Below are 11,970 nucleotides of genomic sequence, written 5' to 3'. Positions count from 1 at the left end.
TCGGTCCGAGGTGGAGATCGACCGATGGCCGCGATGGTTCTGGAACAGCAGCAGGTACTGGCCGCCGCCCGTCAGCGCTTCGCCGAGGGCGGCGCGCTGATGGACAGCGTGGTCAGCCCCCCGGTACTGCGCTCCTGGGAGCGCTCGCGCCAGGCCGGCGTGCAGCCGCGGCAGGAGCCGTATTACGCGCCCCTTGCCCCGGCGGCCACGCGCCTGGATGACCCTGGCGACCGCCGCCTCGCACGCTGCGTGCGCGAGGACATGGACCATCTGTGGGCAGCCTTCGGGGGTCGCCAGTGGACCCTGTTCTGCGTCAACGCAGAAGGCCTGGTCATCGCCCAGCGCGAGCACGGCCTGGCCGACGTGCCGGTGCTGCGCCCGATCCAGATCGGTCGCCGCCTGCGCGAGATCGACATCGGCACCACCGCACCGGCCTGCAGCCTGGCCGAAGACGCGCCCGCGCTGGTGCGTGGCAATGAACACTATCTCGACCGCTTCGCCACCGTGTTCTGCCTGAGCGTGCCGCTGCACGGCCTGGACGGCGAGGTACTGGGCGCACTGGACATCACCGGTACCGGCGAACGCGACGCAGAGCTGCTGCACGGCTACTTCCGGCAAGCGGCCCTGTCGGCCGAGAACCGCCTCATGCAGGATCATCGCCCCTGCCATCTGCTGGCCGTCCAGCACGACGCGCGCTGGCTGCACTCACCGCTGCAGGGCCTGTTGGCCATCGAAGAAGACGGACACGTGCGCGCCGCCAACCGTGTGGCCCGGCGCCTGTTCGGACTGCCGCGTCGCGGCCCCTTGCCCGTCCTCACTCTGGACGGCCTCTTCGCCGGCGCCAGCGCCCACCAGCGCCGCCGCCTGCTGCAGGCCGGCCCCGCTCATCGCGTCCGCCTGGACGACGACACCGCCGTGCACGTGCAGTACCTGCGGGGACCGCTCGCATCGCATGCGAGCCTGAAGATCGACGCGGCCGGCGCCAACGCAGCAAATGCATCGCTGCGCACGCACACCACACAGCACGTGCGCGACGCCGTGGCCGCCCATCAAGGCAATATCAGCGCCGCCGCACGTCAGCTCGGCATCTCACGCACGACGCTGTACAAACTGCTGCGCGCGTAGCGACCAACGCTTGGCCCTACCGGACGCAGCGCACCAGCAATGAATCACCAGCGCTTTGCACTACAACCGTTCCGTTAAAATCAATCGCGGAAATTGTCGAACTGCAGCGGAACCTCGAACGTCTCCTTCCTCAGCAGCGCCATCGCATCCTGCAGATCATCACGCTTCTTGCCCGTCACCCGCAGCTTGTCGCCATTGATCTGGCTGTCCACCTTCAACTTGGCCTCCTTGATCTTCGCCGCGATCTTCTTGGCCACCTTCTGCTCGATTCCCTGCTTGACCGTGATCTTCTGCCGCGCACCGGCCAGATTGGTCTCGATATCGCCGAACTCCAGGCAGGCTGCATCGATCTTCCGCGCGATCAGCCGCTGGCGCAGGATGTCCGTCATCTGCTGCAGCTGGAAATCGCTCGGCGCGGACTGGCTGATCACGCTGTCTTCCAGCACGAACTTCGCGTCCACCCCCTTGAAATCGAAGCGCGTGGACAGCTCGCGGTTGGCCTGGTCGACCGCGTTGGTCAACTCGTGGATGTCGACTTCGGAAACAACGTCAAAAGAGGGCATGGGCAAACTCCAACGGGTGAATGCCCCCATTCTACCAAGCCACCATGGACGGGCCGGCCAAGCCGGCGATAATGGGCCATGAACACGCAGAAATCCCCCACCCGCGCTGTCGCCTGGATGCTGATCGCCGTCGCCTGCTTCTCGCTGATGGATGCCGGCATGAAGCAGCTGTCGGCCAGCTATCCCACCCTGCAGGTCACCTTCCTGCGCGGCGCGGCCTCGCTGCCGTTCGTGCTGGTCTGGGTCCTGGCCACCGCGGGCCCGCGCTCGCTGGTGCCCAAACGCTGGGTCCTGCACCTGCTGCGCGGCGTGCTGGGCATGGTGATGATCGGCTGCTTCGTCTACGCCCTGCGCAGCCTGCCGCTCTCCACTGCCTACACCATCTACTTCGTCGCCCCGCTGCTGATCGCTGCACTCTCCGTGCCCCTGCTCGGCGAGCACGTCGGCCCACGCCGCTGGATCGCCATCGGGATCGGCCTGATCGGCGTACTGGTCGTGCTGCGCCCCGGCGTCGGCGGCATCATCTCCTTCCCCGGCCTGATGGTGCTGCTCGCCGCCACCGCCTACGCCCTGGCCGCGATCACGGTCAGCATGCTGACCCGGACCGATACCCCGCAGTCGATGGTGGTGTGGTTCCTGGTGATCATGGCGGTCGGCGCCGGCCTGCTCGCGATCCCGGACTGGCAGCCGCTGCAGCTGGGCCACGCGGCGCTGATCGCCGGCATGGGCCTGGCCGGGGCAGGGGGCCAGGTCGCACTGACCCGCGCCTTCCAGCTGGGCGAAGCGTCGATGATCGCGCCGCTGGAGTACACGGGGCTGGTCTGGGTGATCGGCTGGGACCTGCTGTTCTGGGGCGTCCTGCCCGACCAGGTGACCTGGCTGGGCGCGGCGATCATCGTCGCCTCGGGCCTGTACCTGCTGCACCGCGAGCGGATCCGCCGGGTCCAGCCGCCCCGGCCGCTGGACCATCCCTGAGCCCGGCCGATGACCCGGGCCGGCCGGATCACGTTCCCTTAGAACCAAACGGAATATCATTCCGCGCAACCGCACGGGCCAGGGCCGCCCCGCGCTGGTAGGCTGCACGCCCCCTCCCGTCGATGCCCCGGTTGACCGCGAAGTGATCGAGTTCCAGCGCCTGCACAAATCCTATGCCGTCGGCGGCCGCGCGATTGCCGCGCTGCAGCCGCTCGACCTGACCATCGAGGCCGGCGAAGTCTTCGGCATCATCGGCCATTCCGGCGCGGGCAAATCGACCCTGATCCGGCTGATCAACCGGCTGGAGGAACCGACCGGCGGCCGCCTGCTGATCAACGGCGAGGATGTCACGGCGCTGGATGCCGAGGGCCTGCGCGTGCTGCGCCGGAAGATCGGCATGATCTTCCAGCACTTCAACCTGCTGTCCTCGCGCACCGTCGCGGCCAATGTCGCTTTTCCGCTGGAGCTGGCCGGTACGCCGCGCGCGGAGATCGATGCGCGCGTCGACGAACTGCTGCATACCGTCGGCCTGGAAGCGCACGCCAACAAGTACCCGGCGCAGCTGTCCGGTGGCCAGAAGCAGCGCGTCGGCATCGCCCGCGCCCTGGCCACCCGCCCGCAGATCCTGCTGTGCGATGAGGCCACCAGCGCGCTGGACCCGCAGACCACCGCCTCGGTGCTCAAGCTGCTCGGCAGGATCAACCGCGAGCTGGGCCTGACCATCGTGCTGATCACCCACGAGATGGATGTGATCCGGCGTGTCTGCGACCGCGTCGCCGTGCTCGATGCCGGCCACCTGGTCGAAACCGGCCCGGTCACCGAGGTGTTCCTGCACCCGCAGCACCCGACCACCCGCCGCTTCGTCAACGAGTCCGAACAGGTCGACGAGGGCGAGCTGCACAAGGATTTCGAGGCCGTGGCCGGGCGTATCGTGCGCCTGACCTTCCTCGGCGCGGACACCTACGAACCGCTGCTGGGGCGCATCGCGCGCGAGACCGGCGTGGACTACAACATCCTGTCCGGCCGTATCGACCGGATCAAGGACACGCCGTATGGCCAGCTGACCGTGTCGCTGGTCGGAGGCGACGTACAGGCCGCGCAGGCGGGCTTCGTCGCCGCCGGTGTCCACCTTGAGGAGCTGCGCCGATGATCCTGGCTACCGCAGGCGGGTTCTTCCGCCATCTCGACGCCGGCAAATGGGCCGATATCGGCCAGGCCACGCTGGACACCCTGCTGATGCTCGGCGGTTCGCTGCCGCTGACGCTGCTCATCGGCCTGCCGCTGGGCGTGCTGCTGTTCCTGACCGGCTCGCCGCAGTTGCACCGCAGGCCGGTGCTGTACGGCTCGCTCGCATTGCTGGTGAACCTGCTGCGCTCGGTGCCCTTCATCATCCTGATGATCGTGCTGATCCCGCTGACGCTGTGGATGATGGGCACTTCGCTGGGCGTACGCGGCGCGATCGTGCCGCTGGTGATCGGCGCCGCGCCGTTCTACGCCCGCCTGGTCGAGACCGCGCTGCGTGAAGTGGACCGTGGCGTGATCGAAGCGACCCAGGCGATGGGCGCCACCACCTGGCAGCTGGTCACCCGCGTGCTGCTGCCCGAAGCGCGGCCGGGCCTGATCGCCGGCGCCACCGTCACCGTGATCGCCCTGATCGGCTTCACCGCCATGGGCGGTGCGATCGGCTCGGGGGGGCTGGGCGATCTGGCCTTCCGCGATGGCTATCAGCGTTCGCACACCGACGTGGCCCTGGTCACCGTGGTGCTGCTGCTGGTGCTGGTGCAGATCCTGCAGATGATCGGCGACCGCCTGGTGGAACACTACAGCCGGAAGTGACCGGCCGGTACCGACCGTGGGGCGGTGCGCCGCCCTGTGTTGCGGCCTGACCGCCGCCCTTAGCGGACGTTCGGCACTTCAAAGCCCAGCCGGTCCACCTGTTCGGGGTGTTGCGGCACGCGCTTGAGCTTGTCGGTGTTGACCCCGTAATCGTCACGCAGGCGGGTGGCGAGCTCCTTGTAGAGCTCTTTGTCCATGTCCGGCTGGCGCGCGAAGATCCAGGCCATCTCGCGGCCCGGGTAGCCCAGCATCGCCCACGAATAATCCGGCGCGACTTCCAGCACGCGGGTGTGGGTCGGCACGATCTTGTAGAACCAGGTGCGCCAGTTGTGGTTGCCACTCTTCTCGTCCACCGAGGCGCGGACGGTGAGCTCCTGCTGCGGCTCGGAGAATCCATCGCGGTAGCGGTATCTGATCGACACCTTCTGGTCGCCGCGCAACTGGAACTCGTTGACGCTGGCGACGTGGCCGCGTTCGATCGGGTTCGGCACGCGGCCGATCACATACCAGGTGCCCATGAAGCGCTGCAGGTCGATCGGCGCACCGGCGCTGTCGACCGCGACCGGCGTCGGCGCGGGTTCCGGTTTGGTCTCATGGCGGAACGCACAGGCTGACAGCAATGCCAGCGAGGAGACCAACAGGACAGCGCGAAGCGGGCGGTTCGAAGACATGCGGCGGAAGGCTCCAGTGGCTGGCAGGGGCATGGTGGGTGGGACGGCGGAGAACGTCAATGGCGGCGCAGCGGTTGGGTGACCGATTCATGCAATCACGAAGGCGGGCGTCCTCCCTGCCACGCCCCGGACAAGGTCGCAGCCCTTGAGATGGCAGCGCGGCAAGGTGACGCATCACTTTCGCACGGAGCTGTGTCATGACCCTGTCGTCTTCCCCGCGTTCGTACGACCGTCCCGATCCCCGTGTCCTGCGTTGCGTCAGGCAGGGGGCGCTGGCCGGGCTGGCCCTGGTCCTGGTGTGGCCGGCCGCGCGGGGCCACAGCGAGTGGATCGGCTGGCTGCCCCTGTGGCTGGCCGGCATGCCGTTGATGGCCTGGTGGAGCCTGCATCGCTTCCGCCTGCCGCTGGCCGGCCTGCTCGCCCGGAGCGCCCGCCGTCGCCGGGGGCCGCAGGCGCGACGTCGCAGCCGCCCGCTGGCGCGTCCGGCCCGGCCTGACCTTCGACACGTGAGCCGCGGCCAGCCGGTGTGATAGCGTCCCAAGGCTATGACTGCCTGGAGCTGCAATGTCACGATTCGCTTCCGCCTGCCTGATGGCAGGTCTGATCTCCGCCGGTGCGGCGGGAACCGCCATGGCTGCTGACGCCCCGGCGGACAAGTACGCCTGGCTTGAAGACGTCACCGGCGACAAGCCGCTGGCGTGGGTCAAGGAACAGAACGCCAAGTCCGAAGGCCGCCTGGCCACGACCCCGGCGTTCAAGCAGATGGAGACCAGCATCCGCGAGGTGCTCGACTCCGACGCCAAGATTCCCGGCGTGCAGAAGATCGGCGACTACTACTACAACTTCTGGAAGGACAAGCAGCACGAGCGCGGCCTGTGGCGCCGCACCACGCTGGCCGAGTACCGCAAGGCCTCGCCGCAGTGGGAAACCGTGCTGGATCTGGATGCGCTGAACAAGGCCGAAGGCGAGAACTGGGTCTGGCACGGCGCCGACTGCCTGCGTCCGGACTATTCGCGCTGCCTGATCGCGCTGTCGCGCGGCGGCGCCGATGCCGACGTCACCCGCGAGTTCGACCTGGCCAACAAGACCTGGATCAAGGACGGTTTCTTCCGCCCGGAATCCAAGGGTGGCCTGAACTGGATCGACCGCGACACCGTATTCGTCTACACCGATTTCGGCACCGGCACGATGACCACCTCCGGTTATCCGCGCGTGGCCAAGCTGTGGAAGCGCGGCACCCCGATGGCCTCGGCCTCGGTGGTCTACGAAGGCAAGCCCGATGACATGTACATCGCGGCCATGCACGACGATACCCCCGGCTACGAGCGCAACCTGGTCAGCCGCACGCTGGCCTTCTACAACAACGAGCTCTACCTGCGCGCCGACGACGGCACGCTGACCAGGATCGATGCGCCGAACTCGGCGGAGAAGGGCCTGCGCAAGCAGTGGCTGACCCTGGAACTGCGCGAACCGTGGACCGTGGGCGGCAAGACCTACGCCGCCGGCTCGCTGCTGGCCACCAAGCTGGACGACTATCTCGCCGGCAAGCGTGACTTCGACGTGCTGTTCGCCCCGACCGACACCACCTCGCTCGCGGGCACCAGCTGGACCCGGAACCACCTGGTCCTGAACGTGCTGGACGACGTCAAGAGCCGCCTGAGCGTGCTGACCCCGGGCGACAGCGGCTGGAAGACGAGTGCCTTCACCGGCGCGCCGTCGTTCGGCACCGTGGCCGTCAGTGCAGTCGATGCCGATGACAGCGATGCGGTGTGGATGACCGTCACCGACTACCTGACCCCGACCACCCTGGCCATTGCCGAGATCGGCAAGCAGCCTGAAGTGCTCAAGACCATGCCGACGTTCTTCAACGCCGACGGCAAGGTGATCGAGCAGCACTTCGCCACCAGCAAGGATGGCACCCGCGTGCCGTACTTCGTGGTGCACGGCAAGGACATGAAGCTGGACGGCTCCAATCCGACCCTGCTGTACGGTTACGGCGGCTTCGAAATCTCGCTGACCCCGTCCTACTCCGGTGGCATGGGCCGCGCATGGCTGGAAAAGGGCGGCGTGTACGTGGTCGCCAACATCCGTGGGGGTGGCGAGTACGGCCCGCGCTGGCACCAGGCGGCGCTGAAGCAGAACCGTCACAAGGCCTATGAAGACATGGCCGCGGTCGCCCGTGACCTGGTCAGCCGCAAGATCACCTCGGCCAAGCACCTGGGCGTGCAGGGCGGCAGCAACGGTGGCCTGCTCACCGGCAACATGCTGACCCAGTACCCGGAGCTGTTCGGTGCGGTCGTGGTGCAGGTCCCGCTGCTGGACATGAAGCGCTACAGCCACCTGCTGGCCGGCGCCTCGTGGATGGCCGAATACGGCAATCCGGACACGGCCGACTGGGACTTCATCAAGACCTTCTCGCCGTACCACCTCTTCGACGCCAGCAAGACCTACCCGCCGGTGCTGTTCACCACCTCCACGCGCGATGACCGCGTGCATCCGGCGCATGCGCGCAAGATGGCCGCGAAGATGATCGACGCCGGCAAGGACGTGACCTACTACGAGAACATTGAAGGCGGTCATGGCGGCGCGGCGAACAACGCGCAGGCCGCGCACATGCAGGCGCTGGCCTACAGCTTCCTGTGGGAGCAGCTGAGCAAGTAACGACGCCTCCGGGTGGTGGGGCGTCGAGTTGGCCTCACCCCATTTATGCGCCGCGCAGCAATGCGCGGCGTTTTTTTTGGCCGATCAACGCACCCACGTTTCCAGCCCATGGGCGATCCGCCGCACGGCCTCTTCCAGCCGCGGGACTTCCTGCGTGTACGCCAGGCGCACATGCTCGTTCGCACGGTGGTGCCCGAAGTCCAGGCCCGGCGTGAACGCCACATGCTCGGTCTCCAGGAAATGCGCGCAGAACGCCTGCGCATCATCGGTGAACGCACTCACGTCGGCGTACAGATAGAACGCGCCTTCCGGTTCCACTTCGATGCGGAAGCCGAGCGCGCGCAGCGCCGGCAGCAGGTAATCGCGACGCTCGCGGAATGCCGCACGACGCTGCTCGAAGATCGCGATCGATTCCGGCTCGAAACAGGCCAGCGCCGCATGCTGGGCGATGCTCGAGGCGCTGATGTACAGATTCTGCGCCAGCTTCTCCAGCTCCCGCACCGCCTGCGGTGGCGCGACCAGCCAACCCAGGCGCCAGCCGGTCATCCCGTAGTACTTGGAGAAGCTGTTGAGCACGAAGGCTTCGTCATCCACCTGCAGCACGCTGGCCGCGTCCATGCCGTAGGTAAGGCCGTGGTAGATCTCATCCACCACCAGGTGCCCGCCGCGCGCCTTCAACGACTGCGACAGCGCTGCCAGCTGCGCCGCGGAGAGCACGGTGCCGGTCGGGTTGGCCGGGGAGGCGACCAGCGCACCGACAGTGTCGGCGTTCCACTGCCGTGCCACCAGGTCCGGCGTCAGCTGGTAGGCCGTCTCCGGGCCGACCGGCACCAGCTGCGCGGCGCCTTCCACCAGCCGCAGGAAGTGCCGGTTGCACGGATAGCCCGGATCGGCCAGCAACCAATGCTTGCCCGGGTCCACCAGCAGGCTGCTGGCCAGCAACAGGGCACCTGAGCCGCCGGGGGTCACCAGGATGCGCTCCGGATCGATCTGCACCTGATACCGATCCCGGTAGAACCCGGCGATCGCCTCGCGCAGCGCGGGCAGGCCGCGGGCCGCCGTGTAGCGCGTATGGCCGGCCGCCAGCGCTGCCTGGCCGGCGCGTACGATCGGGGCGGCGGTGGTGAAGTCCGGCTCGCCGATCTCCAGATGGATCACGTCGTGGCCGGCCTGCTCCAGCGCCTGCGCGCGGGCCAGCAGCGACATCACGTGGAAGGGTTCGATTTCCTGGCTGCGGCGGCTGTAGCCGGTGCCGGTGGGGGGCGTGCGGGAAGTGTCCATGGCCTGATGATAGGCGCAGTGACCAACGACAGGCTTGCTGCTGGCCCACCCGCCGGCACAGACTGCGGGAACACGGACGCCATTGCATTCCCCCGCCAGGAGCCCTATCTCGTGAAACCCGCCCTTTGTTTACTGGTTGCCAGCCTCATGACCTCCAACGTGCACGCCGCCCCCGCGCTGACCCCGCCTGACGCCGAGAAGCACCCGCACACGGTGAAGGCTCCCTTTGGCGCGACCCGCAGCGATGACTACTACTGGCTGCGCGACGACAAGCGCGAAAACACGAAGATGCTGGCCTACCTGAACGCGGAGAACGCCTACACCGATCAGGTCGTGGCCCCGCTGAAGCCGCTGGAAGACACCCTGTACAAGGAGATCGTCGCCCGCATCAAGCAGGACGACGCCAGCGTGCCCTCGCGTGACCGCGGCTACTGGTATTACACCCGCTTCGAAACCGGCAAGGACTACCCGATCCAGGCGCGCCGCAAGGGCAGCATGGAGGCGCCGGAGGAAATCCTGCTCGACATCAACACGATGGCCGAAGGCAAGGGCTACTTCAACGTGGGCGATGCCGATGTCAGCCAGGACAACCACGTGCTGGCCTGGGCCGAGGACGATGTCGGCCGCCGCCAGTACGTGATCCGCTTCAAGGACCTGCGCACCGGCGAAGTGCTGCCGGACCGCATCGAGAACGTCTCGCCCAACGTGGTCTGGGCCGACGACAACCGCACCCTGTTCTATGTCGAGAATGATCCGGAAACGCTGCTCACCGTGCGCGTCAAGAAGCACGTACTGGGCACCCCGGCCAGCAGCGACGCGCTCGTTTACGAAGAAAAGGACGACAGCTTCTACATGGGCGTCAGCCGCACCCGCGATGACCGCTTCCTGACCATCGAGCTGCACAGCACGGTCAGCTCGGAAACGCGCTACGCCCCGGCCGCCGATCCGCAGGCGTTCACGGTGCTGGCCCCGCGTGCGCGCGACGTCGAATACGATGCCGACCACTTCAATGGCCGCTGGGTGATCCGCACCAACGATGCGGACGCGAAGAACTTCAAGCTCGTCACCGCGCCCAGCGATGCCACCGCGCGCAGCCAATGGAAGGACTGGGTCGCGCACGATGACGCCGTGCTGATCGAGGGCTTCGAACTGTTCGACGGCTTCACCGCGATCGCCGAGCGCTCCAACGGCCTGGAGCGCGTACGCCTGCTGTTCCCGGACGGTCGCCAGGACTACGTCAAGGCAGACGAGCCGGCCTACTCGATGGGGCTGGCCGCCAACAGCGAGCACGACACCCCGTGGTTGCGTTACGCCTACACCTCGCTGACCACGCCGACCACGACCTACGAGCTCAACACCGTTACCGGTGAACGCCGCCAGCTCAAGCAGCAGCCGGTGATCGGTTACGACCCGTCGAAGTACACGACCGAACGCGTGTGGGTCACCGCCCGCGACGGCGTGAAGGTGCCGGTGTCGCTGGTCTACCGCAACGGTTTCAAGAAGGACGGCACCGGCGCGCTGTACCAGTACGCCTACGGCAGTTACGGCATGTCGATGGACCCGGGCTTCAACCAGACCGTGGTCAGCCTGCTGGATCGCGGCGTGGTGTATGCCATCGCCCACATCCGCGGCGGCCAGGAAATGGGCCGTGCGTGGTATGAGGACGGCAAGCTGCTCAAGAAGCAGAACACGTTCAACGACTTCGTCGATGTCACCCGTGAGCTGGTCCGCCAGGGCTATGCCGCCAAGGATCGTGTCGCCGCCTCCGGTGGCAGCGCCGGTGGACTGCTGATGGGCGCGGTAGCCAACCAGGCCCCGCAGGACTATCGCGTGATGGTCGCCCAGGTGCCGTTCGTCGATGTGGTCACCACCATGCTCGACGCCAGCATCCCGTTGACCACCAACGAGTACGACGAGTGGGGCAATCCGGAGCAGCGCGAGTACTACGACTACATGCTCAAGTACTCGCCGTACGACAACGTCAGCAAGCAGGCGTATCCGGCCCTGTTCGTCGGCACCGGCCTGTGGGATTCGCAGGTCCAGTACTGGGAACCGGCCAAGTGGGTGGCCAAGCTGCGCGATGACAACACCGGGCACTTCCCGATCGTGTTCCGCACCAACATGGAAGCCGGCCACGGCGGCAAGTCCGGTCGCTTCCAGCGTTACCACGAGCTGGCCGAATCGTATGCGTTCGTGCTCGACCAGCTCGGCGTCACCCAGACCCCGTAACGCCGGCTGCTGCTGCACGCTGTACGCCGACGACCCCGTGTCGTCGGCTGCCGCAGGCGGGTGCCCATCGCGGCCGCCCGGCCGGGTCGCTATGCTGGGGGCATGTCCCGGCCCGAACACCCCGTGGTTTCCGAAGCGCCGGCTGAGCGGGGGCGGGTGCGTTTCCGCTGGGCGTGGTGGCTGCTGGCCTATGTCAGCCTGGGCACCGGCATCGTCGGCATCTTCGTGCCGGGCCTGCCCACCACGGTGTTCATCCTGATCTCGGCCTGGGCTGCCTCGCGCGGTTCCGAGCGCCTGCACAACCGTCTGCTGGCGCACCCCCAGTTCGGTCCGGCGATCCGCAACTGGCAGGCGCATGGCGCGGTCAGCCGCCGCGGCAAATGGATGGCGAGCCTGACCATGGCCGTGTGCGCGGGCATCATGCTGTGGTGCGTGCCGGTCGCCTGGGTGAAATGGATCTCCATCGGCAGCATGGCCTGCGTGGCGCTGTGGCTGTGGACCCGGCCGCTGCCCCCAGGAGACACGCACTGACCCCGGTAGTGCCGGCCGCTGGCCGGCACCCATGAGCCCGTCAGGATGTGCGGGGAGCCGGCCAGCGGCCGGCACTACCGGGGTGCCTCCACGGGTGT

The 11,970-nt window shown here is 67.4% G+C and carries 11 protein-coding genes; 8 read left to right on the top strand and 3 right to left on the bottom strand.

The annotated features are described in order from the left end of the window. The first annotated feature begins 24 nt into the window (after positions 1-24). Positions 25-1,125: a helix-turn-helix domain-containing protein gene (locus AB9O74_RS11025; RefSeq protein ID WP_369349328.1), complete on the top strand. Its 1,101-nt coding sequence runs from the start codon at positions 25-27 to the stop codon at positions 1,123-1,125. An 80-nt stretch (positions 1,126-1,205) separates the two neighbouring features. Here AB9O74_RS11025 and AB9O74_RS11020 read toward each other — a convergent pair whose 3' ends face one another. Continuing rightward, positions 1,206-1,688 (bottom strand): YajQ family cyclic di-GMP-binding protein, encoded by a 483-nt coding sequence (locus AB9O74_RS11020; protein WP_176988139.1) that lies wholly within the window; start codon positions 1,686-1,688, stop codon positions 1,206-1,208. 78 nt (positions 1,689-1,766) lie between these two features. On the opposite strand from AB9O74_RS11020, the gene AB9O74_RS11015 reads away from it, so the two are divergent. From AB9O74_RS11015 to AB9O74_RS11005, 3 genes are all read left to right on the top strand, one after another. Beyond that, positions 1,767-2,663, top strand: coding sequence for a DMT family transporter (locus tag AB9O74_RS11015; protein WP_176988140.1), 897 nt, complete (start codon positions 1,767-1,769; stop codon positions 2,661-2,663). A 142-nt stretch (positions 2,664-2,805) separates the two neighbouring features. Further along, positions 2,806-3,813 carry an ATP-binding cassette domain-containing protein gene (locus AB9O74_RS11010; protein ID WP_176988141.1) on the top strand — a complete coding sequence of 336 codons (1,008 nt, stop codon included), beginning with the start codon at positions 2,806-2,808 and terminating at the stop codon, positions 3,811-3,813. Further along, positions 3,810-4,499 (top strand): methionine ABC transporter permease, encoded by a 690-nt coding sequence (locus AB9O74_RS11005; RefSeq protein WP_369349327.1) that lies wholly within the window; start codon positions 3,810-3,812, stop codon positions 4,497-4,499. The genes AB9O74_RS11010 and AB9O74_RS11005 overlap by 4 nt, the downstream gene beginning before the upstream one ends. A 59-nt stretch (positions 4,500-4,558) precedes the next feature. Here AB9O74_RS11005 and AB9O74_RS11000 read toward each other — a convergent pair whose 3' ends face one another. After that, a complete protein-coding gene (locus AB9O74_RS11000) occupies positions 4,559-5,170 on the bottom strand; it encodes a lipocalin family protein (protein ID WP_176988144.1) in 612 nt (203 codons plus the stop codon). Between the two features lie 203 nt (positions 5,171-5,373). Between AB9O74_RS11000 and AB9O74_RS10995 the strand changes: the two genes are divergently transcribed. Together AB9O74_RS10995 and AB9O74_RS10990 are read left to right on the top strand one after the other, a co-directional pair. After that, a complete protein-coding gene (locus AB9O74_RS10995; protein ID WP_369349418.1) occupies positions 5,374-5,700 on the top strand; it encodes a hypothetical protein in 327 nt (108 codons plus the stop codon). A gap of 34 nt (positions 5,701-5,734) precedes the next feature. Next, a complete protein-coding gene (locus AB9O74_RS10990; protein ID WP_176988146.1) occupies positions 5,735-7,831 on the top strand; it encodes a prolyl oligopeptidase family protein in 2,097 nt (698 codons plus the stop codon). A gap of 84 nt (positions 7,832-7,915) precedes the next feature. On the opposite strand, the gene AB9O74_RS10985 is transcribed toward AB9O74_RS10990, so the two are convergent. After that, complete coding sequence (locus tag AB9O74_RS10985; protein ID WP_369349326.1) at positions 7,916-9,112, bottom strand: pyridoxal phosphate-dependent aminotransferase; 1,197 nt, start codon at positions 9,110-9,112, stop codon at positions 7,916-7,918. A 111-nt stretch (positions 9,113-9,223) separates the two neighbouring features. Here AB9O74_RS10985 and AB9O74_RS10980 point away from each other — a divergent pair, with 111 nt between their 5' ends. Together AB9O74_RS10980 and AB9O74_RS10975 are read left to right on the top strand one after the other, a co-directional pair. After that, entirely contained in the window at positions 9,224-11,341 is a 2,118-nt protein-coding gene (locus AB9O74_RS10980; RefSeq protein WP_369349325.1) for a S9 family peptidase, read from the top strand. Between the two features lie 102 nt (positions 11,342-11,443). After that, positions 11,444-11,872: a YbaN family protein gene (locus AB9O74_RS10975; protein WP_369349324.1), complete on the top strand. Its 429-nt coding sequence runs from the start codon at positions 11,444-11,446 to the stop codon at positions 11,870-11,872. The last annotated feature ends 98 nt before the right edge of the window (positions 11,873-11,970 follow it).

This window comes from Stenotrophomonas sp. JAG2 (assembly GCF_041080745.1).
Classification (GTDB): Bacteria; Pseudomonadota; Gammaproteobacteria; order Xanthomonadales; family Xanthomonadaceae; genus Stenotrophomonas; species Stenotrophomonas maltophilia_AA.
The sequence above is the reverse complement of the archived record's forward strand: the minus strand, read 5'-3'. Positions and strand labels throughout refer to the sequence as shown.